The organism is Oligoflexus sp. (assembly GCF_035712445.1).
Taxonomy (GTDB): domain Bacteria; phylum Bdellovibrionota_B; class Oligoflexia; order Oligoflexales; family Oligoflexaceae; genus Oligoflexus.
Window position 1 is genome coordinate 41,299 of the sequence record NZ_DASTAT010000002.1, and the last position, 24,391, is coordinate 65,689.

The 24,391-nt window shown below is 54.8% G+C and carries 26 protein-coding genes; 14 read left to right on the forward strand and 12 right to left on the reverse strand.

Going from position 1 to position 24,391, the window contains the following annotated elements; all coding sequences use genetic code 11:
* Positions 1 to 26 precede the first annotated feature (26 nt).
* Positions 27 to 752 (reverse strand): 3'-5' exonuclease, encoded by a 726-nt coding sequence (locus VFO10_RS00315; RefSeq protein ID WP_325136661.1) that lies wholly within the window; start codon positions 750 to 752, stop codon positions 27 to 29.
* Positions 753 to 874: 122 nt separating this feature from the next.
* Here VFO10_RS00315 and VFO10_RS00320 point away from each other — a divergent pair, with 122 nt between their 5' ends.
* The 4 genes from VFO10_RS00320 (at position 875) to VFO10_RS00335 (ending at position 4,508) form a co-directional block, all read left to right on the forward strand.
* Positions 875 to 2,905, forward strand: coding sequence for an HD domain-containing phosphohydrolase (locus tag VFO10_RS00320; protein WP_325136662.1), 2,031 nt, complete (start codon positions 875 to 877; stop codon positions 2,903 to 2,905).
* Between the two features lie 41 nt (positions 2,906 to 2,946).
* Entirely contained in the window at positions 2,947 to 3,567 is a 621-nt protein-coding gene (gene aat, locus VFO10_RS00325) for a leucyl/phenylalanyl-tRNA--protein transferase (protein ID WP_325136663.1), read from the forward strand.
* A 131-nt stretch (positions 3,568 to 3,698) separates the two neighbouring features.
* Positions 3,699 to 3,899 (forward strand): 30S ribosomal protein S21, encoded by a 201-nt coding sequence (gene rpsU / locus VFO10_RS00330; protein ID WP_141736758.1) that lies wholly within the window; start codon positions 3,699 to 3,701, stop codon positions 3,897 to 3,899.
* A 27-nt stretch (positions 3,900 to 3,926) separates the two neighbouring features.
* On the forward strand, positions 3,927 to 4,508 hold the full coding sequence (locus VFO10_RS00335) for a YigZ family protein (RefSeq protein WP_325136664.1): 582 nt from the start codon (positions 3,927 to 3,929) through the stop codon (positions 4,506 to 4,508).
* Between the two features lie 36 nt (positions 4,509 to 4,544).
* On the opposite strand, the gene VFO10_RS00340 is transcribed toward VFO10_RS00335, so the two are convergent.
* The 3 genes from VFO10_RS00340 to VFO10_RS00350 form a co-directional block, all read right to left on the reverse strand.
* A complete protein-coding gene (locus VFO10_RS00340; RefSeq protein WP_325136665.1) occupies positions 4,545 to 6,401 on the reverse strand; it encodes a hypothetical protein in 1,857 nt (618 codons plus the stop codon).
* A gap of 113 nt (positions 6,402 to 6,514) precedes the next feature.
* The gene (locus tag VFO10_RS00345; protein ID WP_325136666.1) at positions 6,515 to 7,504 is read right to left on the reverse strand and encodes a lytic transglycosylase domain-containing protein; all 990 of its coding nucleotides are present in this window, start codon (positions 7,502 to 7,504) and stop codon (positions 6,515 to 6,517) included.
* 17 nt (positions 7,505 to 7,521) lie between these two features.
* Entirely contained in the window at positions 7,522 to 7,989 is a 468-nt protein-coding gene (locus VFO10_RS00350) for a hypothetical protein (protein ID WP_325136667.1), read from the reverse strand.
* 256 nt (positions 7,990 to 8,245) lie between these two features.
* Between VFO10_RS00350 and VFO10_RS00355 the strand changes: the two genes are divergently transcribed.
* From VFO10_RS00355 to VFO10_RS00365, 3 genes are read left to right on the forward strand one after another with little or no spacing between them, the layout of a single operon-like run.
* Positions 8,246 to 9,187, forward strand: coding sequence for an ABC transporter ATP-binding protein (locus tag VFO10_RS00355; protein WP_325136668.1), 942 nt, complete (start codon positions 8,246 to 8,248; stop codon positions 9,185 to 9,187).
* On the forward strand, positions 9,174 to 9,962 hold the full coding sequence (locus VFO10_RS00360) for a hypothetical protein (RefSeq protein ID WP_325136669.1): 789 nt from the start codon (positions 9,174 to 9,176) through the stop codon (positions 9,960 to 9,962). The genes VFO10_RS00355 and VFO10_RS00360 overlap by 14 nt, the downstream gene beginning before the upstream one ends.
* Positions 9,963 to 10,745: an ABC-2 family transporter protein gene (locus VFO10_RS00365; protein ID WP_325136670.1), complete on the forward strand. Its 783-nt coding sequence runs from the start codon at positions 9,963 to 9,965 to the stop codon at positions 10,743 to 10,745.
* Positions 10,746 to 10,754: 9 nt separating this feature from the next.
* On the opposite strand, the gene VFO10_RS00370 is transcribed toward VFO10_RS00365, so the two are convergent.
* The gene (locus VFO10_RS00370; RefSeq protein ID WP_325136671.1) at positions 10,755 to 12,416 is read right to left on the reverse strand and encodes a TldD/PmbA family protein; all 1,662 of its coding nucleotides are present in this window, start codon (positions 12,414 to 12,416) and stop codon (positions 10,755 to 10,757) included.
* A gap of 127 nt (positions 12,417 to 12,543) precedes the next feature.
* Positions 12,544 to 12,990, reverse strand: a complete 447-nt coding sequence (locus tag VFO10_RS00375) for a hypothetical protein (protein ID WP_325136672.1) — start codon at positions 12,988 to 12,990, stop codon at positions 12,544 to 12,546.
* Between the two features lie 207 nt (positions 12,991 to 13,197).
* Between VFO10_RS00375 and VFO10_RS00380 the strand changes: the two genes are divergently transcribed.
* The 3 genes from VFO10_RS00380 to VFO10_RS00390 all read left to right on the forward strand — a co-directional run bounded on the left by VFO10_RS00380 (position 13,198) and on the right by VFO10_RS00390 (position 15,761).
* A complete protein-coding gene (locus VFO10_RS00380) occupies positions 13,198 to 13,740 on the forward strand; it encodes a hypothetical protein (protein ID WP_325136673.1) in 543 nt (180 codons plus the stop codon).
* 216 nt (positions 13,741 to 13,956) lie between these two features.
* Positions 13,957 to 14,391: a hypothetical protein gene (locus VFO10_RS00385; protein WP_325136674.1), complete on the forward strand. Its 435-nt coding sequence runs from the start codon at positions 13,957 to 13,959 to the stop codon at positions 14,389 to 14,391.
* 200 nt (positions 14,392 to 14,591) lie between these two features.
* Entirely contained in the window at positions 14,592 to 15,761 is a 1,170-nt protein-coding gene (locus VFO10_RS00390) for an HD-GYP domain-containing protein (RefSeq protein WP_325136675.1), read from the forward strand.
* Here the strand turns inward: VFO10_RS00390 and VFO10_RS00395 are convergent, their stop codons facing one another.
* From VFO10_RS00395 to VFO10_RS00415, 5 genes are read right to left on the reverse strand one after another with little or no spacing between them, the layout of a single operon-like run.
* A complete protein-coding gene (locus tag VFO10_RS00395) occupies positions 15,762 to 16,028 on the reverse strand; it encodes a hypothetical protein (protein WP_325136676.1) in 267 nt (88 codons plus the stop codon). It lies immediately after the preceding gene.
* Positions 16,025 to 16,687, reverse strand: a complete 663-nt coding sequence (locus VFO10_RS00400; protein WP_325136677.1) for a hypothetical protein — start codon at positions 16,685 to 16,687, stop codon at positions 16,025 to 16,027. The genes VFO10_RS00395 and VFO10_RS00400 overlap by 4 nt, the downstream gene beginning before the upstream one ends.
* The gene (locus VFO10_RS00405; RefSeq protein WP_325136678.1) at positions 16,680 to 17,012 is read right to left on the reverse strand and encodes a hypothetical protein; all 333 of its coding nucleotides are present in this window, start codon (positions 17,010 to 17,012) and stop codon (positions 16,680 to 16,682) included. Before VFO10_RS00405 ends, VFO10_RS00400 begins: the two co-directional genes overlap by 8 nt.
* Positions 17,009 to 17,563, reverse strand: a complete 555-nt coding sequence (locus VFO10_RS00410; RefSeq protein ID WP_325136679.1) for a cytochrome c-type biogenesis protein — start codon at positions 17,561 to 17,563, stop codon at positions 17,009 to 17,011. Before VFO10_RS00410 ends, VFO10_RS00405 begins: the two co-directional genes overlap by 4 nt.
* The gene (locus tag VFO10_RS00415) at positions 17,560 to 19,461 is read right to left on the reverse strand and encodes a heme lyase CcmF/NrfE family subunit (protein WP_325136680.1); all 1,902 of its coding nucleotides are present in this window, start codon (positions 19,459 to 19,461) and stop codon (positions 17,560 to 17,562) included. The genes VFO10_RS00410 and VFO10_RS00415 overlap by 4 nt, the downstream gene beginning before the upstream one ends.
* 314 nt (positions 19,462 to 19,775) lie before the next feature.
* On the opposite strand from VFO10_RS00415, the gene mtaB reads away from it, so the two are divergent.
* The 4 genes from mtaB (at position 19,776) to VFO10_RS00435 (ending at position 23,973) form a co-directional block, all read left to right on the forward strand.
* Positions 19,776 to 21,131 carry a tRNA (N(6)-L-threonylcarbamoyladenosine(37)-C(2))-methylthiotransferase MtaB gene (mtaB, locus tag VFO10_RS00420; protein WP_325136681.1) on the forward strand — a complete coding sequence of 452 codons (1,356 nt, stop codon included), beginning with the start codon at positions 19,776 to 19,778 and terminating at the stop codon, positions 21,129 to 21,131.
* A gap of 242 nt (positions 21,132 to 21,373) precedes the next feature.
* Positions 21,374 to 22,975: an alpha-amylase gene (locus tag VFO10_RS00425; RefSeq protein WP_325136682.1), complete on the forward strand. Its 1,602-nt coding sequence runs from the start codon at positions 21,374 to 21,376 to the stop codon at positions 22,973 to 22,975.
* Between the two features lie 11 nt (positions 22,976 to 22,986).
* The gene (locus tag VFO10_RS00430; protein ID WP_325136683.1) at positions 22,987 to 23,406 is read left to right on the forward strand and encodes a VOC family protein; all 420 of its coding nucleotides are present in this window, start codon (positions 22,987 to 22,989) and stop codon (positions 23,404 to 23,406) included.
* Positions 23,407 to 23,430: 24 nt separating this feature from the next.
* Entirely contained in the window at positions 23,431 to 23,973 is a 543-nt protein-coding gene (locus tag VFO10_RS00435; RefSeq protein WP_325136684.1) for a DOMON-like domain-containing protein, read from the forward strand.
* 15 nt (positions 23,974 to 23,988) lie between these two features.
* On the opposite strand, the gene VFO10_RS00440 is transcribed toward VFO10_RS00435, so the two are convergent.
* Positions 23,989 to 24,369: a hypothetical protein gene (locus VFO10_RS00440; RefSeq protein WP_325136685.1), complete on the reverse strand. Its 381-nt coding sequence runs from the start codon at positions 24,367 to 24,369 to the stop codon at positions 23,989 to 23,991.
* Between the last annotated feature and the right edge of the window lie 22 nt (positions 24,370 to 24,391).

Here is a 24,391-nt window from a genome sequence, read left to right on the forward strand (position 1 = left end):
CGCCCATTCGCGGGAACGCATAGCCTTTAGCAGCCGCCGAGATTTTCTTCCTGATGGAAGTCCTGCATCCCGGTATAGACGTCTGTTTTCAAAAACTCGCGTTCCACCGGCAGCTGATCCTCCAGCACATCCTTGAACCAGACGCGTTTCTCATTATCCCAGCGATAGCGATTGTTCCGGAGCTTATCCTTCGTTTCAAAAGGCGCACGGGTGGCAAAGACTCTCACCTCGCGGTAGTAACTTCTTTGAACGAGTTCGGCGAAATAAGGCTCCATGATGCGGAAGGTCGTCGCGCAATCAAAGAGCGCGCGGTGGGCGAAGGGGTTCACGAAACCATGATCCGCGGCCAGATAATTCAGGGCGCGGGTGCGATAGCCTTTTTGCTCCCAGTCGATATGCTTAAGGCTGCAGGCCCAGTGCAGGTCAAGGCCGGAATACTCGCTTCTTTTTTGCATAAAACTACGATCGAATTCCGCATTATGCGCGACCACGATCGAAGCCCGTTCCAGAATCCGGCGCACCATGGCCCAGTCGATAGCCTGCCCCTTCAGCATCTCATCCGTCAGTCCGGTGATTTTCTGCACCTCGGGCGTCAGGGGCTGCTCGGGATCTTCGAGCCCACTGTACATGGTCGTGATTGCCGGCTTACCCGTCTCGCCCACGCCGAACTCGATCAGGCCTATTTCGATAATGCGATCGGTTTCGCAATTAATTCCCGTCGTTTCCAAATCCAAAACCACACCGTAATCCATCTCTAACTCCTAGGCTGTTTTTGCCTCTTTTGCTAGCACCGTCAGGTTGATGTAAAATAAAGGCATGAGGACGATCCCGGCCGCCGGCCCTTTTTGGGGATCTCATCTTATAGCGAGCACCCATGACTTCAAAAGCCAAAGAGCATAAGCCCCACGGCAAAAGCAGCAAGACAGCAGCCCCGATCCAGGTCGGCAGTTTTGTTGAACTTACGGCCGCATTGAACCAGGCTCCGGAATTGGCGGGATTTCAATTTGAAGTTCCCATGGATGGAGTGGTCAGCCTGCAAAAGGATGACATTACTCTGATCTTTTTTGAAGATCGTGCCTGGCAGGACGCTGCGTCTGTCAGTGTCTTTCTATCAAAAGCCAACGATTCAGGCCTCTGCTTTATTTGCACCGGAACCGATGAGGACCTCGAAAATCTGCCCGCGGCCCTTGAGAGCGCCAATTTTCGCTCGCTGGCCCTACCCTGCCGGATTCGCCAGCTCGTTATAGATGTGCAGAACTTCCATCGTCTGCAGTCCATGGTGCTCCGCTCGGAGCGGACCAATAAGAACGTCAAGGAAACCAACGAGCACGTCAAATATGTTCTGCGCGTGTCCCGTGAACTGAACGGGGTCCGTGACAGCAAAAAGCTGCTCTCGCTCATTTTGCAGAAAGCCCGGGAAATCACCAATGCCGATGCCGGGTCCATTTATACCGTGGACTGGAATGATCAGCGTGAATCCGACAGCAAGATCATCTTCAAGGTCACGCAGAACGAGTCCGTCTTCCAGGAGCTTGAGGAATTCGTCATTCCCGTGAGCGAGCATTCCATGGTCGGCAGCGCCGTGATCTATCAGAAGGCCATCAATATCCCCGACCTTTATCATCTGGATGAGGATCCGAACAAAAATCCTTATCACGCCAAGCATGATAAGACCTTCGATCTGCGCACGGGCTATCAGTGCCGTTCGATGCTGACCATTCCCATGTATGATATCAGCTACCGCGTGATCGGCGTCATCCAGCTGATCAACCGAAAGCGCCCGAATACGAAGAATCTGAAGGGCATCAAGGATTTCACGGAATACGTGCTGCCCTTTGATGACACCGATGTCGAATACGCGGAAATCGTCGCCCAGCAGGCCGGTATCGCCCTTGAAAACGCGATGCTGACTCTGGAAAAAGAGCAGCTCTTCGAAGGCTTCGTGCACGCCGCCGTCACCGCGATCGAACAGCGGGATCCGACCACCAGCGGTCACTCGCATCGGGTCGCGAAGCTCACGGTGGGGCTGGCCGAGATCATCAATAAGATCGACAATGGCCGCTTCAAGGACATTCGCTTCGATAAAAAGCAGCTGAAAGAGATCGAATACGCCTCGCTCCTGCATGACTTCGGCAAGCTGGGCGTGCGCGAACAGGTTCTAATCAAAGCCAAGAAGCTCTACCCTTGGGAACTCGATCTGCTCCTGGAACGCTTCGAGCACATCCGCTCCCGCTTCGAGATCGAGTATCTGCGGGAATACATCGGGTTTCTGAGTGGCAAGACCACCATCGCGCCCGGTTTTGGTCCCGAGACCTTCCGTGCGCATTATGAAAATCGCATCAATGAGCTGGAGGACTTCCTGCAGTTCATTCTGAAGTCCAACGAACCGACCGTTTTGGAACAGGGTGGCTTCGAACGGCTGAAGGATATTGCCAATATGTCCTTCAAAGACGGCCGTCAGCGCACGCGCCCCTTCCTGAACTATCGGGAGCTTGAAGCCCTTTCCGTGTCCCGTGGATCGTTGACCCGCGAGGAATTTGCGGAAATCCAAAGCCATGTGGTCCACACCTACGAATTTTTAAGAAAAATCCCCTGGGGCCGTTCCTTCCCGAACGTCCCGCAGATCGCCGCCAAGCACCATGAAAAACTCGACGGCACGGGTTATCCCGGTGGTTCGCATGACGAGGAAATCCCGGTGCAGACGCGGATGATGACCATCGCCGATATCTTCGATGCTCTGACGGCTTCCGATCGACCCTATAAAAAAGCGGTTCCGGTGCCTCGCGCTATCGAGATCATCGAGATGGAAGTGAAGGCCGGCAAAGTCGATTCGGACCTTTTCAAAGTCTTCGTCGAATCCCAGGTTTATCAGGCTGTTATTGATAAAAATCAGCAGGCATCTTAAGACTGAAGGAACTCCCCCATGTTCCGAGACAAAGGCCGCTGATGCAACCCATACTGACTCCTGAACTCCTGCTTGCCGCCTATCGACACGGTTATTTTCCAATGCCGCATCCGGAAACCGAGGAGATCATCTGGTTCAATCCGGATCCGCGGGCCGTTATTCCCCTGGATGGCTTTCATTGCTCGCGCTCCCTCAGACGGTCTATTCGTCGCGGCAATTTCACAGTGACCATCGACAAGGATTTTTCTGGCGTGATGGCCGGCTGTGCTGAGCGTCCGGAAACCTGGATCAACGAGGAAATCACCGAGGCCTATGAAAGGCTTCATCGGCACGGCGACGCGCACTCGCTTGAAATATGGCAGAATGACGAACTCGTTGCTGGAACCTATGGCGTGGCTATTGGCGGAGCCTTTTTCGCTGAGTCCAAATTCCATCGTGTGACCGATGCGTCCAAGGCCGCCCTCTATTTTCTGGTCGAACATCTGCGCGCCAAGGGCTTTAGCCTCCTTGAGGTGCAGTTCATCACGCCTCATTTACGCACATTAGGCGCCATTCAGATACCGGCTCGCGACTACGAACAGCGTTTGCAGCGTGCCGTGCGTCAGTCAGTCAGCTTCGAACCCCTCGTGCTGCCTGACCTTAAGCCCGACCATGACCCTTAAAAGGGCGAAAAACATGCTATGGGGTAAATATTTCCTGGAAATCGCCAGTAATATTGTTTAGGATTGGGCTCCAAATTTCCCTCTGCCTACAGGGTCGAGGAATGTTGAATGCTATATATCTTGGGGAGTTTATGCCAGGAGTAAGACTTAAAGAGGGTGACAGCGTCGAAAGAGCTTTGAAAGCTTTGAAAAAGCAAGTCGAAAAAGCCGGAACTATTTCGGAGCTCAAAAAACGCCAGCACTATGAAAAACCCTCCATCAAGCGCAAGAAGAAGCAGGCTGCTGCTCGCAAGCGTCTGATGAAGCAGTTGAGAAAACTGGGTCTGGCCTGATTTCCCCTGCAACGATAAGTTGAAGGTGTGCCTCAGCGCGTCCTACTCAGACCTCATCGCATTGAACTCATAGAAAAGCACTCGCGATTCATTGGGATTGGCTTTCCGTGCCAATCCCTCGATGCGTTTAAGCGTCACAAGGCGGATCTGGAAAAGGAATTTCCAGATGCGTCTCACATCACCTTTGCCTATAAATTCTTCGAACAGGGTCAGCTGCAGCAGAGATTCTCCGATGCCGGGGAACCATCCGGGACGGCCGGCAAACCCATACTGATGCATATCGAAGGTCAGGGCCTGATGGATGTCGTGGTCTTCGTCGTTCGCTATTTCGGGGGCGTGAAGCTCGGCGCCGGCGGCCTGGTGCGGGCCTATGGAAATACTGCGAAGCAGCTGATTCTGGAAGCCGAGACGGCGGAGCATATTCCGCTGATCACGCTTGCAATCAACCTGCCCTATTCCGAACAGAATCGTCTCGATTATCTGGCTCGCAAGCATAAAGCTGCGATTCTGCATCGTGAATTCGCCGAGGATCTTAAAGTCGAGCTGGAGATGCCGGAAGCGGAGAAAATCGGCTTTTTGGAAGGCCTCACGCCCTATCTAAAAAAATAGCCAGGCCGCTGGGAGCGACCTGGCCCGCATGGGCGATCAGTTCATAACCCGCCATGTCGCAGGTGTTCGTTGCTGCTGCTGCACAGCCAGTGTCCGCTGCGGAGCGGGATAGCCTTGCGGCTGCGGCGGTTGGGGCCGCATCACAGGGCTCGACTGTGAAGGTTCGGCGTTATCTTTCATACTGGCAATCAGCTGCTTGAAATCCTCGATCTTGGCGACCAGCACTTCATCCGTGCGCGGACCGTTGTCGCGAACGTCGTCGGCGGTCTGCACGCGCTCCAGACAAGCGGCCAGCGTGGAGATCGTCTGCTTGGTCTCCGTGGTGAAGCGAATCGTATCGCTCAGCATCGGGGCGCTGCTCGCCAGAATCTTCTGGCAGTGATTGAGTTCATGGTACTGCTTGGCAAGCAGCGTCGAGATCTTCTCGGAATGCACCGTGATCTGGCTCGTCTCTTCCATGATCTTGATGCCGAATCCGTTCTGACCCTGAAGATTGCGATCCATCTGGCCCAGAAGATCCGCGGACGTCATGCCCATCACCCGGGTTTCCTGCAGCTTTTTCATGTGAATATTCACTTCCTGCTGCAAAAGCACCAGTTCCGAAGCGCTGTGCTTCACGGCCGCCACGCTGCTGCGATAGTATTCACCGCACTGATTCACCGAGACAAAGGCCTGATCCGCCTTGGCTCCCGCCTGGGACAAATAAGTCGCCGTCTTGCTCACTTCATCCCGCACATCGTGGATCGCATCCTTGATGTGCCGCGCGTAGGTATGGAACTTGGCCGCGAGGCCCCGTAGTTCCGTGCCCAGTGGGAAGAGGTCGGTGACGCCCTGGCTGTTGGTCTGTCCGCGAACGAGTTCCAAGGACGCGGCCAGGGACTGCGCGTTGATTTTTTCCGCCACCTCATCGATCTGCTCGGTCATGTGCACCAGGGAATCCCACTTCTGATTCAAGGAGCCCACGAACTTGCTGGCGCCGGTGATGTTATCACGCGATTCGCCGATGATGGAGATGATGGTGTCGTGAATCTTGTTGCCGCCATGAGCGCTGTTCTGGATTTTTTCCAGATGCTCCTGGGCGCGCGTGATCTTGTCATTCAGAATGTTCTCACCATGCAGCGACTCACCGAGGAGGCGCAGCGTGGAGGCATGCACGCTGTTGATGTTCTTCGAGAGATCGACGACGATGTCCAGGTTCTGACGCATCTGGCTCAGAATATCTATGAGCTTGTTCTTCTTCCAATCCACCCTGTTGGTCGCCGAGTAGTTGGCGCTTTCGCGGCACTGCTCCATGAGTCTTTGCAGACGGGTCGCGGCTTTTTGAATTTCGTCATGACCGGCGATCAGACTCTCGTAGGTCGCGCGGTTGCGATTCTCCAGCAGTCGGACGTTTTCATGAACGGTTTTCACCAGCATGCCATCGCCCACGACCGTCACAGGCTGGTTTTTCAGGCAGTTTTCCAGCTCATCAAGACCCTTTTTCAGATTCTTGTACATGCCGGTGGTAGCGACCAGCGACTCAGACACCTCGGGTTCCGGGCGATACGGGATTTCCGGTTCGCGTGGAAGCACCGCTTTCTTCTCGTCCTGCTTCGTCTCCTTTTCTTCCGGACGACGGAGCATAACCAAAGGACTCAGGCAACCGATCGACAGAAGGAGGCTCCCCATCGCGCCCCACTGATACCCGGCAATGCCTTGGCTGCACTGCACTTCCTGAAGGCGGCTCACACTTTCAGTGGACACCTGTCCTTCGCGAATGCGGCGCGACATGCCTTCATCAGCAAGTGTGGTGCTGCGCAGGCCCGTGGCCTGAAACAGGAGGTAGATCGACGTTACCTGGAAGAACAAAGACGCAAAAAGGCCAGGGGTCTTGAGCTTGTGTAATCCGTCCATGGAATTCCCAACTCAAAGAGTGTGTGAATGAAGATCGGGAGCGAAGTGCCTTTCGTTCCCGATCGGATGTTAGTAATAATTTGCAGGGCTTATGTCAACTGCTGAACATGAGGTCAGCCTTTATCCGGATTTTCTCCTGCCACTCTGGAAAGTGCGGGCTGTTCCACCAGCTCGCGATGCACTTTCGTGGCAGCGAGGAATTCCGAATAGAAATTCCTGCTCGCGAATCCAAAGCTGGGAGAGTCATACAGCAGTATGATCTCCGACAAATCCTTTGTTTTCAATTTGGCCATTGCACGTTTCATACCGCCCGGTCCGTGGTTATAAGCCGTCACGGCCAAAGGCCACGCCTCCAGAGCATTATAGTTGCTGCGCAGGACCCCGGCTGCAGCCCGGGTTGCAATGAGGGGAGAGTTCCGTTCATCACGCGTACGCGTTACCTTGATGTAATCCCGGGCAGTTCCTGGCATGAGTTGCCAGAATCCGGACGCTCCGACTTTGGACCGTGCCTTTAAATTGAACATGGATTCCACGAACACGATGCGCGTTAAATCCGTTGGCAATCGTGCCTGACGGAAGATCTTCTCCATAAGTGGGAGATAAAGTTCCGCACGCTGAGATGCCGCGTAGAATGTATCGGCGAGTCCGCCCTGCACCCGCAGCACAGCTTTGCCGGTCAGAAGACTTCTGTGCGCGTTTTTCTTAACATAAGCGTTCCAGATTTCCTGCTCACGCTTGCCTTTCAAACGCGCGCTGGGTCCTTCGCTTACGAAGCGTCGCAACGCCTGTCTGTAGGATTCGATCTCATCATCAGGTGAAATAATAGGCAGATCCATATTCCGCGCCTTGGCATTGATATCATACGGGACCTTGATGGAACCGATGATCACAGCAAGATTATCGCGATCATGGAGGACGAATTCGTTGCTTTTGAATTCGGTGAAAATGCGTTCCCAGAAATCAACCTGGCGTTGAATTACGGGAGAGCTTGGGAACAGCTCTTTCGGACGGGCTTCAGCCCAGGCGATCGGGGTTGAAAGGAAACTGCCGAAGACGAGGAGATGGCGGAGCGAAGACGAAAGACCACGCAGTTTCGTAGCCATGGCATAGGACCTCCCTTTCACATTTTTCTGGGTGTTGCCGCCTTCGTGGCTGCAACTGAGCTTTTCTCAGCTTCCACTGTCTGCTGCTGGCTCAGACCACGTCCGGCTGTGAATTCAGCCATGGCGTGCTCCAGATCCTGCATTTTAGTAAAAATCTCATCCAGCTTCTGATCCTGACCTTTGCGCTCCACTGCATCCTGCTGCAGAGTCGAGGTCAGGGTCTGTTTCAGCTGAGTTTCCCAGTAATCGTAGCACTTGCCTGCATAGTATTCGCGCAAGTCAGGATTGTCGTACTGAGCATTACGCCGACCGAAGGAATCACCCACAACAAAGCCTAAAATTAAACCAGCAAAGGTCATGCAAATGGCCAGAAGGGTCAGGGCTGCCATGGACAGCCAGGAACGTTTGGGAGCAGGCGCAGGGGCCATTCGGCCGGCGCTCATAGGGTCATAAGGGCTGAAAATGGGAGGTTCCCGGTCCAGCATAGGTGTTTCTCCGTTGGCTACGCGGCCTCTATCAAGTTCTGATTAACCGAATCCCAGGCAAATGGGAAGGGGAATTGCAGTCCTGACCACTGTCTACTGGAGGAACCACATGCAGCTAAAATCATGCAGCATGGAACTCCCAAGGTACAGATCAAAAGTGAGGACGACGCCTGGATTTAAGGATTGCTAGGGGCCGGAATCCAAGTCAGGATAGAAGATGCGTCCCATCCTGTTCTGCCGAGAAGGAAAGCCGCTCATGTCTGCTGCCAGCGTTGCTATCGAAGCGCTTCAACTCACAAAAACCTTTCCCAAAAGCCAGACGCCTTCGGTGGACTCGCTCACGTTTTCGATTGAGCCCGGCGAAACAGTGGCGTTCCTGGGACCCAACGGGGCGGGTAAAAGCACAACCATCAAAATGCTCTGTGGCATCCTGAGCCCCAGCAGCGGTTCAGCGCGCATTCTGGGCTTCAACGCCGGCAGCCAGGAAGCCAACCAAAAACTCGGGCTCGTCTTTGGTACGCGTTCGCAGCTCTATCAACACATGACGGTGGAACAATGTCTGGATCTTTCCGCCGAGATTTATTTTCTGAGCGGCCCTTTCAAGCAGCAGCGGCTGAGCGAGATGGTCGAGGCCTTCGCTCTGGAGCCTTACGTCAAGCGTCGGGTTCGTTCTTTGAGTCTGGGCGAAAGAATGCGCTGCGAAATCGCTGCCGCCCTTTTGCATAAGCCGCAGGTCCTGCTCGCGGATGAACCCACCATCGGCCTTGATATCGTGGCCAAGAACAGTTTGCGGCAGATCATTCGCAACTGGCAGAAATATGAGAAAACCACCTTCATGCTGACGAGCCACGATCTTTCGGATGTCGAGGCTCTTTGCGAAAGGGCCATACTCATCGACCATGGGACCAAGGTCTTCGATGGACCGTTGACAGCGCTGAAAGGCCCGCTGCAGAATCTGCGGCGCATCCGCGTGACGACCAACGATGCGCATAAACCCATACTGACCGAAGGCTCACGCTTTCGCCTGCAGAAAGCCGACAATCCCTTCTCGCATGTTTATGAAGTCCTGACTCATGAGCAGCCCATGTCCGAAAGCCTTTTCGCGCTGTCGCAGCATTATGGGGAATCGCTCCAGGACATCAGCATCAGTGAGGTGACATTGGAAGAGGTTCTGGGAGCCCGCTATGCCCGTCCTTAGAACCTTGAACTTCTATGGCCGCTATGGTTTTTTCCAGCTCAAGGAGCGTTTCTCCGATCTGGGGCAATCGCTGTCCTATCTTTTGCTTTACCCCCTTTTGATCCTCGTTCTGACGGCGATGTGGAATAAATTCAACGCCTATCAGGGTAACTACACGCGCGCCGAGATTTACGTCTATATCGCGATCGCCGAGCTTTTGTTCCTGACTTTCCTGCGTTCGGCTTTTTTGCAAAGATCGCAGGCGGATTTTTCCATGGGCCTCGCGCGCCCACGCTCCTGGCTGGGCTTGACCTTCGCCGGGCAATTCGGGGCGACCTTGGGTGGACGCCTCATCTACTGCGTCTGCGCGGTCCCTGCCCTTCTGCTGATGGATGTACCCCCGCGGCTGGTTTGGGAGGCGTTTCTGCGTCTTTTGTTTCTTCTTCCGCTGCTGGGAGTGATGGAAGCTTTGATGGCCAGCATACTCGCGTCTGCGCAGCTCCTGTGGCAGGAAACCCGTTATCTGGTTCTGCCCATCACGAAAATATTCCTAGCTTTGGGTGGAGTCTTCTGCCCGCTGGCGGATTATGGCGAACCGGGACGCAGCATTTTTCTGCAGAGTCCGGCCTCCGATCTATTCTTTCAGGTGGGGCATTACTGTCTGAAAGGCGAGTTCTATCAGCTAAGCCCTGCAGCCTGGCTGACCAGGGTCCTTGTCTGGATGCTGATCTTTTTCGTGAGCAATATCCTGTTCTTTCATTATGCGCGCAAACGCCACCAGAGCTGGGGAGGATGAATGCTCCGCTTTCTTGGAAAAGCCCTGCGCTACAACATGAGCGCCCATATCTCGAATGTTCCGAACCTCCTGGCGGCGACCATAGGCATGGTGCTGAATAACGGCATCTTTCTTTTGGGCATGTGGGGCATGCTCTTTGCGGGAAAAGAACAGAATCAGGACCTTCTGCATTACTACATAGCCCTGAATGTTCTGATGATGCTGTCCTATGGTGTGCTCTGCTTTTTCTTTGGCGGCTGGATTGAAATGGGCGATCTGATCGTCAATGGGCATTTTGAATCCAAGCTCGCCACACCACGGCATCCTTTGCTTTTGGTGGGCACGCACGCCCTGCATCCGTCCGCTCTCGGCGATTTGATTCTGGGTCTGGCTGGTATCGGCCTGCTCATCGGCATGGGCGAAACCGGGATCGCCATTCGGTCTTTTTTCGCCAGTATTCTGGCTATTTTCGCCTATTATTCCCTGTTCGTTCTCTCCGGCAGTCTCGCCTTCTTCCTGCCGCGTGGGAATGCGATGGCTCATCTCCTTAATAATCTGGCCATCATTCTCTGCGGCTATCCCGTCGGCAAAATCTTTCCGACCGGCATCGGTCGCACGCTGATCCTTTTAAGCCCCGTCGCCGCCATCTCCCTCATGCCCATGAGCTGGATTGAAACCGGCACTGTGATCGACTTCGCCCAGGCCGCTGCGGGTGTTTTCGTGCTTTGGCTTTTGGCTCTGGGCGTCTATCGCTATGGAGTGAAACGTTACCAGGCGTTGAACCTGGTCGGTGTGCAGAACTGAACGAAGGGCTCAGCCCCGCGATTTTTTGCGGGCGAGCTTTTTATCAAACCAGGGCAGATCCATCGCGTACTGCGTGACCTTCGACGGGTTTTTGGCCTGGAGTTCAAGGTTCGAGAGCAGCATGGCCGGTGCCACGGTGGAAACGGGAATGGTCCCGGATTCCGCGCCGCAGAAGCCATTGTCGACGACAAGGTCGCGGCCGACAGCGATGATATCGTTCAGGCTGCTGAGCGGTGTGCCGACGAAATCAACGCCCCGCACATAGCGTTCCTTGCCAGTGGGATAGATCTTCACCGCAACCGCGATCTGACCCAAAAAAGCCTGGAAATTATAGGCTTCCGTCTCGGTTTCCCCGCCTTCGACGTCGAGCAGGATGATGCCGTAGGGCAGTTTTCTGCGTTTGATTTCGGCGATCAGCATATTTTTCAGATCATTCCAGCTGTGCTGGCTGTGACTTCGCACCACAAGGTTCGCCATGCGGCTGATCGGACGCTCGTCGCCATGATTCCGAGCATGGCCATTGGATTGATGCCCGCGCTTTTGCAAAGGACTGCGGGTGGTCAGAAAGCCTTTCAGCACACCCTTTTCCACCAGGCTCGCCGGACGCGCCGGAGCACCTTCATCATCAAAAGGATAATGAGCGATCAGCGACTGTGAACCCACCGCCGCGATTCCGGGATCATCGATCAGGGTCAGATCCGGATGCATGATGCGGCGGTTGACCTTATCACGGAAGGTGCGGCCTTCACTTTCGGAAAGAAGGCGGCTGCCTTCCAAACGATGGCCCACGACTTCATGCAGGAAAAGGCCTGCGGCCTTGGGGGCCATGAGCACAGGCCCGGCATAGGACGTCATCTCATCGCCACCGGCCACGTCGCGGAACTGCGCGACCTTGTCTTCAATGGCCTTTTTAAAGGTATTCAGATCCGGCAGCTCGTTCATGCGCGCCACATGCCGGACTATGCTGTAATCCTGGTCCAGTTCCTTGGTGTGGTACCAGAAATAGGCGGTCAGGCTGAAGAGCGGTTCCTGCCAGACGCGCTGCACGCCTTCGGAACTCACGAAGATCTTGGTGACGAGGTCTGTGCTGAATTCCACATAGGAATTTTTGATCTCGGGGAATTTCTTAAAGACGACGCTCGCCTTTTTCACGAACTGCTTCCAATGCTCCTGATCCACTTCGAAGCTTCGCAGTTTCGCAATGCTGGTCTCGGTCGCGAGTTTTTGAAAGGACGGCAGACTGCGATTCTGGTCGAGGAAACTCACGTCGCGGGATTTTTTCCCGTGAAATTTGCTCACCGCATCGCGGAATTTGGCGTCGGTCAAACGCCAGAGACTGAAGCGGAAACTGTCGAGATCATTCTCGATCGGCAGTTCCGTAACTTCATAGTTGGTTTCGCTCTCTTCATTGTTATCACTGAGCCCGCCCTTGCTGGTGTTATCGTATCGATAACTGCCCACGCGGACATCGGCATAGCACACGCGCTTGTGATCACGTTTATCCTGGTAAAGAGAACCATAGCGGGCCCAGACCGTGTAGTTTTCGATATCACGGACAAGGTAGCTCATATAGTAGGGACGCGGATGCCGCGGAGCCCGCAGTTGCTCCATGGAGCGCCTGAGTTCCACGTCCATTGCGTCGACAAGTTTGAGAGCCATTTTGCGCATCATTTTGGGACACTCCCATCAAGGAGTTGGTGGCCAAGGTATTCGTTTCTACCCGAGGGGACCACGGGTCGCAAGCGGCCGTTTGGACGCCATCATGACCCGTCATAAGGAGGGATAAAAGGATTAGGTTTTAGATCTTCTGCTGAATCTTGAGACGAACGTTATCAGCGCCAAACTGAACGTGCTCGACTATGCCTACCAAATCACCCGGCTGATCGGCGCCCCCCATGCCGTCCTTATCAAAGCGAACTTTGACGCGCATATAGCGAGGCATACGGGAATCGGGGTTCATGATCTGCATTTTTTCCTTGGTCAGCGAGAATTCAATGGGCTTCGTGAGGTCAGCCGGCAGCCTTTCCTTCATCGCGCCATAGGGCATAGGCATTGGGGATTCTTCATCAAACACGGTGACAAACATGGTCTGAATGCCCTCGGCTTCGGCCCGCATTTCACTGGGAAGCTCGACGGTTCCGGCGACGTAAATAGGCGATTTTTCACCAGTATTGATAGCAACACTGATGGCGATAATGGCCACCAGGGCCACGATGATGATTCCTATAAGGGTGATGCGTTTCATTCCAAACTCCCATTTCACGAAGGTTACTTATCATACCGGGAAAAATTTTCCCTAACCATTTGTTTTGCTTTTACTTTTATCTTTATCTTCAAAGCATGTCAAAATGATGTTGACTTCATGGCGGGGCTAGGGTATCTACCTCATAACGTCGAACTGACGTTGCGCAATTTAGACCTGAAGCTGTTGCTGTTTATCTTGAGGTGGATTATGAAGTTGCCCAGTTTCCCCTGCTCTTTAGCTTTGATCGCTCTTTTGACTCTTTCGACCGCCTGTAACACCGCGAAATTCACTGGAAAAAGTGGTCTGAACGGTGACCAGAACGAGGCTCCCACGGAAACCGCTCCGGGTGAAAATCCAGGCCAAACTCCTGGAACAACTCCCGATCCTACAAATCCTGGTACAACACCCGGAACCGAAACTCCAGGCACAAACCCTGGAACCACGCCCGGCACTGACGACCCAGGCAGCGAGATTCCTGACAATCCTGGCAATCCCGAAACGCCCGGCACCCCAGGAACCCCGGGCACGCCCGGTCCTGGCACTCCAGGAAACCCTGGCACCCCAGGAACCCCTGGGACCCCTACGGATCCCAATTGTGGCAAGAAGGGTACCTGCCAGCCGCCGATTCCTGATGAATGCACATGGTATGGCATCAATTGCCCCGGCCAAGGTCCTGATGATCCAGGACAAAATGATGATCCAGGTCAGAACGATGATCCAGGTCAGAACGATGACCCAGGTCAACACTAAGCAAAGTCACAACTGATCGGGACCTTCCCGGCAGTCGGCTGATTTCCGCGGCCCCCAGGCCGGCATAAGGCGCAAAACGCTGCGCCGGCTGGGTTCCGCCTCCTTTAGGCTGGTCAAATTTAGTTGACTTGCCCGGTTTTTGTGCTAGAAGTACGGCACGTCTAAAAGGCGTCTTCACACAGAACTGAATCACTCTCGACCCTATGAGGTTTTAAGATGCGTAAACCACTGATTCACAGCCTTTTGCTGGCCCTCGTTTTCATGAGCAGTGCCTGCGGCAATGCCAAGTTTAACGGCAAAGGCAAGAAAAAGGACAAAAAGCAAGCCGACGTCGTCGTCGTCGAGCCGCCTGTAACCTGCAAACCAGGTGAGACCTGCGTGGTTCCTGATCCGAACTGCAAGGAAGGCGATGCGAATTGCCCAACACCGAACCCGACGACAACACCAACGCCAACGCCGACCACGACTCCAGTCCCTCCCAAGGATGACTGCAAAGGTGGAAGCAAGGACTGTCCGGTGGTTCCGCCCCACGATGATTGTGATGATGAGCCGGGTCAAAACCCCAGCCAAAATCATGATGACAGCGGCAAGGACTGCCCACATCAGAATGATGACGCGGGTCAGAACGATGATCCCGTCCAGCATAAATAAGCTTCAGGTCAGAAGCCTCCCTTCCCGGGGAGGCTTTTTAGTTTTTCCCGATTCTCTGCGGACTCGCGCAAAATTTTACCGCTCGTCACGATTCCTGATCCCTTGGGAAGAGCTGATGAAAATCACCTGACTGGCCGGATACTCAAGATGAAAGGGCCCCATCCGATCCTTTGATCACACATCGAAAAAGGATGATGGTGATGAAAATGAAGCGGTATACCATCTCGAAAGAGACAAGAACCCGATGCCGCATTTTCCATGTTTCGCAGGCGGATATGCATCAATTCCAGAGCATAAGCCTCGAACTCTTTCATTACCTCCTTGAGATCAAAAGTATAGATTTCACCATCTACTTCCGAGTCGATGATGAAATGATCGAATTCATAGATGCCGCCTCCTTCTCTCATCAGCTGGTTCATCAGATCATTGCCGCCCGCAACCGCGATTATCATAACGTCGATATCTGCGTGGCCCAGAAGGACTTCAAGCGCTTCGAGGCCCTGATCAGTGACGTGCGTGAGAAGAAGATTGATCTTTTGCTGCGGCGCGATCCCCTTTTGGATGCCCAGGTGATCCGCTCCTTCGTGAACCTGAGTCGCGCCAGCCAGATGATGGTGCGAGGCGGTCTTAGCCCCGTGGTGGCCGCGCAGGCGCGCGAAGCGGCGGGCGTACTCGTCAACAATCTGATGGAATGCGAGGTCGCGGTCGGAACCCTGAGCCGCATGGTTCGGGCTGATCCCACACTGTATGATCACAGCGCCTCGGTTGCCATGCTATCCGGCGTGATCGCACGCACCATGCTCGGCAGGAGTCGCGAGGATTCCGTCCTGATCACTCAGGGCGGCCTTTATCACGATGTGGGCAAAACCTGTGTGCCGCATTCACTTTTGAATAAGCCGGGCCGTTTCACGCCCGATGAATATGAACGCATGAAATCCCACACCACCCTGGGTTATGAAGAGATCTGCCGGGCCATCGATCAGGGCTCGGTCATAGATCGCAACGTCGCGCGGGTGGCGCTGGAGCATCATGAGAAATTCAATGGTCTGGGCTACCCCTTCGGCCGCAAGGGCCGTGCCGAAGAGCAGGAAGACGGCATTCATCTCTTCTCGCGCGTGGTGTCCATTGCGGATGTGTATTCCGCGCTTCTGATGAAGCGGGTCTATAAGGAAGCTTATGACGCCCGCGACGCCCTCAAGATCATGCAGGACTCGGCCGCGGACTACGACCCGATCATTTTCAGAAATTTTGAGAAGAATGTTCAGAAGACTTTGGTGCGCTTTGAGGCTTTGGAGAAAAAGCAGCCGAACGGCAAGATCATCATTGTCGATCCTGGCATCGGCACGCGCATCCGCAAAACCAGCGCCTGATCAGTCTTTGCATTTGGGGCAGGATCCCCGCGGCTTGTGACAGTCAGGACAGATCGCAATGGGTTGACCGGATCCGAGCGTATCGGGATCCGGTTTTTTTGCGAGCTTTTTATTCTGAATGATCTGGCGAACGATGAAATAAACGACCGTGATCACCAGCATCGGCACAAAGAGGCGCCAGCCGACCAGCATCAGCCGAAGACCCACCTTGAAAAAAAGGATGAGCCCGACGGCCAGCAAAACTCCTTTGAGCAGGACATTCTTCAAAGTGTGTCTTCCGCCCCTTGTGGAAGTTGGGGGCGCGAGAACCAGGCGAGCGCTGCTGCGATCAGCAGGAGGGCGACAGCCGCCACCCACCCAATCGTCCAAAGGCGTCCGCGACCTTCGGGAATATTCTGAAGCTCGACTTCATAGGTCTTGCCGCCCTCGCCCTTGTTCAGGGTGTAGGTGTCATAGGTCCGGCCCGAGAAATCCACATTCCGGCGAATATCCAAACCAGGACCGCTGATCTGGAACTTGCCTTCAAAGACGAACATGCCGATGGATTCAAAGGCCTGCGCGGCCTTAAGCGTCATGCGCCCGGTTCCGACTTCCGCCGGAACTTTGAAGCCAATCGTGATCAGGGTGTCACCAGGGGGAAAGGTCTTGTCGATGGTCAAACCACCGTCCTGCCCCAGGTTCAATTCATTGGGAGCCAGACCTTCCTGGGCCTGGAAGTCGATGGTCTCGGTCGGCAGCATCACGGGGAAGCTCAAACGCTCGGGCTGGGTGCCGTCGTTCGTCACCATGAAGATATAGCTGCCAAAGACGGAATCGACGCCCGGGTAAAGGACGAAGATGTGCTTATTGGTCACCTGGACCGCCGCCATCGCCTGCATGCTCAGGGCGAAAAGGAGCGACGCGAACGCAACTTTCAACTTAACCATTCACCGATCCCTTTCCCTGGCTCTGGGCAGCGGCCTGTTCCTTGGCCAAATTCTGCAGGTAGTCCAAACGACGAGCGGCATCAATATAGCGATTGCTCAGATACTGCCGGCGCTGTTCCCAGGCCATCTTCGAGATCCGCTTTTCCTCATAGGCGCGTTCATCTTCCAGAAAGCGCTTCAGGATGGATTCCTTCACCGCTTCGAGCCTATCGAGCGAGTTGATGGACGCTGCGGCCTGCAGATGCCCACCTTTACCGAAAAAGAAAGGGGAAAGGATAATCAGTGCGGCAAGCACGGATATGGAAGCGGCAAAGACGATCATCATCCTTTCTTCTCCTTCATGAGCAGCAGCCGGTCATGCATTTCCTTGATCAAAGCTTCGGTGCTGCGGACGCCATGGGCATTGAACTGCACCTTGCGTCGCCAGACCAGGAGCCAAATCAAAATAGGACCACCGATCAAAAGAGCGATCGGCACACCCCAGGCCAGAAGGTTGAAACCCTCTTTGGGAGGTTCCCGCAAAATCCACGGGCCGTAACGTTCCACGAAGTATTTGATGATCTCGTCTTTGGACTTACCGAGCTTCATCTGCTCGTGCACCTGATCCTTGATCTGAACCGAGAAGCTGGCATCGGATTCCAGAACGCTGAGACCCGTGCAGGTCGGGCAGCGCAGTTCCTTGGCCACATCGCGGAAATAGATGTCGTTGTCCTTGCGATCCGATCCCAAAAGTCCCTTCAGGCCGGTATCCAGATCCTCGGGCGAGGGCTGGGTCGTCGGCGTGACCGGAGGATGGGATTCCGGCATCTGGGCCCAGGCGGACATCGGGGCGAAGGACATAAAACCAAGAGCCACAGCCAAACGAAGCCGTTTCATGAATTCACCTCCCATGCACCGGCGACCACATCGCGGCTTCGGTTGCCACGATACTTATCCAAGAGGGCGATGATACCGCCTATAACCATCAGCACGATGGCACCCCAGACGATGCGGACCGTGGGGTTGATGTTCACCTGGAAGGTCACCCGCTTGCCGCTGACCTTGTCGAAGTCGACGAGGACAACGTAGATATCATGCCAGATATTGCCGGTGATGGCGATTTCGTTGAACACCTGATCTTTGGTCGGATAACGGCTCTGAGCGGGGTGTGCGTCCTCGATCATGACGTTGTCTTTTTCACGGAAAATCTTCAGGTGCGCTTCGTAATGCGTGGCGTTCAGCACCTGCTTTACCTGGATGCCTTCCTGACCAAACTCGAAGCGGTAGCCGAAGAACGAGAAGTTTTCACCGGCATGGACCGTCACGCGTTCCTCAAGACCGCGATAGTTGCCGAGAAAGCCTATGATCGCGATCATCATGCCGATGTGGGCGACCCAGCCGCCGAAGTAGGCGAGGTTGCGATCGAAGAAAAGACCGAACTTGAAACGCATGTCCTTGAGGCGGAAGTAAATGTCACCGAAAAGGCAGCCGATCGCCCACGATGCCAGATAAAGACCGACCAGCTGCGCGATCAAAGACGAGGTTTTCTTGGTTGCCATCACATCGCCCATGTAGATCAGGAAGAGTGTGACGGGAATCGCAAAAACGATGGCGCCGAGGATGATGACCTTGCCGTTGGGAATCTTATCGGATTGATAGCGCATCAGGTTGCCGATGGCGATACCAAGGATCAGACCGAGGCCTACCCAAGGCGCGAACATATTAAAGTATGGCGCCTGCACCGAAATACGCTGGCCGGTGATGGCTTCCGAGACGATGGGGAACATGGTGCCGATAAAGACGATAGCCGCGAAGGAGAGAAGGAGGAACTGGGTCATGACGAGGGCTGATTCCTTGGAAACACCCCAGACTTTTTCGGTGTCCGAAGGCAGGATCGAAGGCGCGCGGAACGCGTAAATGCCTGAAGAAATCAGGACAGTTCCAGCCAGATAATAAAGATAGTTAGGACCGATCGGCGATTCCGCGAAGGAGTGCACCGAGGAGACCACACCCGAACGGGTCAGGAAGGTTCCCACGTAGCTCATGAAGAAGGCGCCGATACCGAGGACGATGCTGAGTCTTTTCAAATGACCAAGTTTTTCCTGAACCAGAAGCGAATGCAGGAGCGCCGTCGCCAGAAGCCAGGGCATGAAGCTTGAGTTTTCCACCGGATCCCAGGCCCAGTAACCGGCCCAACCGAGTTCGACGTAAGCCCAGCGGCCACCCAGGGTAATACCAGCTGTCAGGAAGATGAAGGCCGCGAGTGTCCAGCGGCGAATCGTTTTCAACCAGCCTTCGGTGATATCACCGTAGCAGAGAGCCGCGATCGAATACGCAAAGGGCACGCCCAAAAGCGTGTAGCCGGTGAAAAGAAGCGGCGGGTGGATGGCCATGTAGTAGTTCTGCAGGAGCTCATTCATGCCCCGACCGTTGGGAGGCGCAGGAAGATTCAGGACGAAGGGATCGGAGTGGGTGATCGCGAGGTAGAACATCCAGGCCAGCACCGCCTGAATCGAGGCGGATACGTAGGGCATGATGTGTTCATTGTCACGCGAGCTGGTCCAGACCGCGATGGTGCCCATGATGGCCAGGAGCGCCGTCCACAGCGTGTGCGAGCCTTCGAGCGAGGACCAGAACGCCGTCAGCGTATAAAACGCCGGCAGGTCATTACTCGAATTTTTGAACACGTACGCGATCGAGTAATCGCGATGGTAGAAGGCCCAGATCAAAAGTCCCGAGGCAACGAGCACGGACGCACAGGTCACCGTGATGGCCAGTTTGGAGGAGAGATACAATCGCTTATGCCGCCAGAATGCTGCCATTATGGCTGACAAAAACCCATAGACGCTGCAAATGAAACAAAGAAAAATCAAAAAGAAGCCATAGTTCGCGAGCATTGGCACCTCACTGCGCACTTACTCCCCACTGGTCCGGGATAATGAGGTTTCATTTTACCCCATCACGATCCCGCCCGACAGCCCAAGGTCTGAAGCTGCCACATATAAAGCATCGAATTCCCTTCTCAAAGTCTTATCTTGCCTTCCTGGCCCGAATTCCGTAAATCTTGCGCGAGTCATGACGTTCTTAGGATGATCAAGGAAAGCTAGCTATGCCAACCGTGTACGTAAAAACTTTGGGATGCAAGGTCAACAGCTACGACAGTCATGCGATTGAAAATCAATTCAAGGCGCTCGGCTATGAACTCGTCGATGACCCGTCCGCGGCCACGGTCTCGGTGCTCAATACCTGCAGCGTGACCGATAACGCGGATAAGGAGGCCCGCTATCTCCTCCGCAAATTCCGTCGCGACAATCCTGAGACCATCGTGGTGGCCACCGGCTGCTATGCGCAGACCGATTCCAAGCGCCTCGTGGAAATGGACGAGGTCGACCTCGTGTTTCCCAATCAGACGAAAGATCTGATCGTCGAAGCCACGCATGCCTTCGCCGATCGGAAGAACCAGGGCGTGACCGAAGCCAGCGCCACCAAATTGCCTTCACACGTCAAAGCTGTCAGCGGCAATCGCCAGGGGCACTTCAAATCGTCTTTGACCATGCTCGAAGCTGATTCCACGCAAACCCGCGCCTTTCTGAAAATCCAGGACGGCTGCAATGGTTTCTGCGCCTACTGCCTGATTCCCTATGCCCGCGGAGCCTCGCGCAGCGTGGCGCCTTCCGAGGTGACGCGTGAAGTCAGGCGCCTCATCGATCTGGGCGTGAAGGAGATCGTTTTCACCGGCATTCATATCGGTGACTACGGCGTCGACATCGGCCAGGACGATGGTTTCGTGGCTTTGATCCGCGAGCTGCTCAGCTGGCCGGACATGGTCCGCATCCGCATCTCGTCGCTCGAACCACGCGAGCTGACCGAGGACCTCTTGAAAGTGCTGAGCCAAAGACCCGACATTTTCTGCGATCACTTTCACCTGCCCTTGCAATCAGGCCATGATCGTATCCTGAAGATGATGAGAAGAACTTATGACAGTCGGCAGTATGCGGAAAATGTGGCCATGGCTCGCAGCTATTTTCCCAAGGCCAACTTCGGCGCCGATGTGATCCCGGGTTTCCCGAGCGAAACGGACGAGGAATTCACCGGCACTTTGGAATTCATCGAACGCACAGGTTTGAACTACCTGCATGTGTTCCCCTACTCGAAGCGTCCCAATACCGCCGCCGAAAAAATGCCCGGCCACCTGGCTCCCGAGCTGGTCAAGGAACGGGCGAAGATTCTGCGCGATCTTTCCGGCCGTCTGAAGCACGAATACAACCGCCGCTTCATTGGACAGGAAACCGAGGTCCTTTGGGAAAACGATGTCGATAGCCAGGGGCGCCGCTTGGGCAAAAGCACAAATTATCTGGAAGTCTGTGCGCCGAGTCACGCGAACGTGGAACCAGGCGTTGTGCAAAGGGTTCAGCTGAAAGGTTTTGTGGAAGACCATCGCTTGCTTGGCAAGATTTTGTCGTAAGTCAACGACAGCTGCCGCTTTCGCGAGCCAGTGCTACTATAAAAACAGTGCAGCATCAGCGGCTGTCACTGCAGCCTCTGGCCCTGCGCTCACTGCCACACCCCGTTTGCACAGACGAGCGAAATTTCGCTACATGAATGGCCGGCCCTGGCGTTCCGCGTCTGCGTGAGCGGGGTTTTTTCTTTCGCGAGCCCCTCCAATTTTGCTACAAGGGATAAACCATTGCTGCATGAGGGGGAACCATGTCGCTCCAACGTTTGGTCTCAAGCTTCTGCCTAATCTTTATGATGTCATGCGGTTCGCCAAGTTCCGGCAATACCGGACCCGTTGGAGAGCCCCAGGCACCGGCGGCCCTGACCGGCGGTCCCAAGGAGCAGCGCAAGCAAGGCGTCAACGGCGTGCTGTTCCAAGCTTACCACTGGTATACCCCAGCCGATGGCCGCCTTTGGGAAGACCTGGCGAGCCAGGCCCAAACTCTTTCGAACAAGGGTTTTACCGCTCTTTGGCTGCCACCTGCCTACAAAAGCGCCGGTGGGGGCTTTGATGTGGGTTATGGCGTCTACGATGCCTATGACCTTGGTGAATTCCAGCAAAAAGGTAGCAAGCGCACCAAGTATGGGGACAAAGACCAATATTTGCGCTTGATTCAGGCTGCGCATGCGGCTGAGCTTGATGTCTATGCCGACATCGTCATGAATCATCGCATGGGCGCCGACCGCACCGAGGCCGTTTCCGCCATCGAAGTCGATCCTAGAAACCGCAGCAAGGATACGAGCAGCAGCTATACGATCCAGGCTTGGACGCTCTTCGATTTCGCCGGTCGCGGCAATCGTTATTCCACGTTCCGTTGGAACTGGTCGCACTTCACAGGCGTGGATTGGGATCAGCAGAGCCAGCAGCGCGGCCGCATCTATCGCTTCAACGCGTCGGGCAAGAATTGGGCGAGCGAAGTCTCGAAGGAAAACGGCAACTATGATTACCTGATGGGCGCGGACGTTGATTTCAACAACCCCGATGTGGTTGCGGAAATGAAAAACTGGGGCGCCTGGTACCAGAACATTGCAAGCCTCGATGGTTTCCGCCTGGATGCCGTCAAGCATATCAAGTCGCCCTTCCTGCGGGAGTGGGTTGAGCATGTGCGCAAGCAGGCAGGTCGCGATCTTTTCACGGTGGCCGAGTACTGGGATTTTTCCGTGGACACGCTGCTCGATTATCTGAACGAGCAGGATCACGCGCTCTTCGATGTGCCGCTGCATATGAACTTCTTCCGCGCGGCCCAGGCTCGCGGCGGCTTCAACATGGCCACGCTCTTGGATGATACGCTGCTGGAAAGAGCGCCGCAGGACGCCGTGACCTTCGTCGATAATCACGACACCCAGCCGCTTCAGGCCCTGCAATCCCCCGTGCAGGATTGGTTCAAACCGATGGCCTATGCCCTGATCCTTTTGCGCGCAGAAGGCTATCCTTCGGTCTTCAGTGCCGATTACACCGGCGCGTCCTATGAAAACATCCGCATCCCGGCCATAAGCCAGACCTTGGATATTCTTTTGGCGGCCAGGCGTGATCATGCTTACGGTGAACAGCGCTCCTATTTTGATGCGCCGGACATCGTGGGCTGGACCCGCAGCGGTGATGCCACGCACAAAACCGGGCTCGCCGTGGTTTTAAGTGACAACGGCGCGGGTTCGAAGCGCATGGAAATGGGCAAAGGCTTCGCCGGCGCCTGCTTCACAAACCTTTTGGATAACAAGCTTCCTTGCGTAACGATCGACAGCGAAGGCTTCGGGGACTTCCCCGTCAACGCGCGGTCGTTCGCGGTCTGGGTTGGTCCCAGGAAGGATTGAACGGAGTCTTTATGAAATATCTTCATACGATGCTGCGGGTTCGCGATGTGGACGCGTCGCTGCATTTTTTCTGCGAACTGCTCGGCCTTGTGGAAACCCGGCGCAAGGAATCCGCGGAAGGACGCTTCACGCTGATTTTTCTGGCCACCGCAGCGGGTGAACCGGAAGTGGAATTGACCTATAATTGGGATGTACCAGATTCCTATGGCAACGGCCGGAATTTCGGGCATCTGGCCTATGAGGTCGATGATATCTACGAAATCTGTCGACGCCTTCAGGCCGGTGGCGTGACCATCCTGCGCCCTCCGCGCGAGGGCCGCATGGCTTTTGTGAAGTCACCCGATGGCATTTCGGTGGAACTCCTGCAGCGCGGCGAAGCTTTGCCTCCTGCAGAACCCTGGATGTCGATGCCGAATACGGGAAGCTGGTAAAACCCGATTCAGGAGAATTCCAGAATGGACCAGCTTCGCCCCTTTGCGCCCACACCGGCGGCCGCCGCTTTTCAAATCTTCTGCGACCTTGATTTCAAAGCGGATGCGCTGGAGCTTCGCTATCGCATTCAGGGTCCTGTGGACGAACTGATGTTGCCGATGACAGTCAGCAATCCTCATTTTCGTGATGAGCTTTGGACCACGACCTGCCTGGAAATCTTCCTTCAGGAAAGCGGGCAGAGCGCTTATGAGGAATGGAACTTCAGCCCGAGCGGAAACTGGGCCTACTATCATTTTGAATCCTATCGGCAGCTTTCGGGCGGAGCCCTCCGGCTTCAGCCTCTTGAGCCCCTGAACTGGATCAAAAATGATCATCAGCTCCTGCTTCAGGTGAAAATACCGCTCTACCAGTCCTTCACAAGGGAAAGGCCGCTTCTGCGTTATGGCGTCACAGCTGTTGTGCATTTGAAGTCTGGGGAAAAACAGTACTGGGCGATGGAGCATGCGGGGGAAAAACCGGATTTTCATGTTGCGGGGAGTTTTAAAGGCGAAGGCCGTCCAGGTTAGACGGCCTCGCAGGGATCAGAATTTGAAATTCTCAACAGCTTCCAGAATCGCCATGTTGGTTTCTTCACCCATCGTCATTTCATAGGCGGGTGAGGCCTTCACAAAGTTCTGGCAGTCCTGATCCGCACCCGTCCAGCGCGTCGCCACCACTTCACCCTGAGCATTGAAAGTCAGGACCACGCGGCAGCTCTGCTCGCCTTCTGCTGAAGAATACTGGACGACCTTGGTATCCGTGCCCACGTTCACTTCCTGTGTGGGCTGGCCCCAGGTTTGTTTCACCGTGCTGGCATCCATTCCGAGCCAGGAGTCCACTTTGCCTTCCACATCAGCCTGGTTGGAAACTGTTGTGCAAGCACTTGTCAGAACAAGACCGAAGACGATAGCGAGAAATCGCATAACTACCTCCTGGGGATTCACT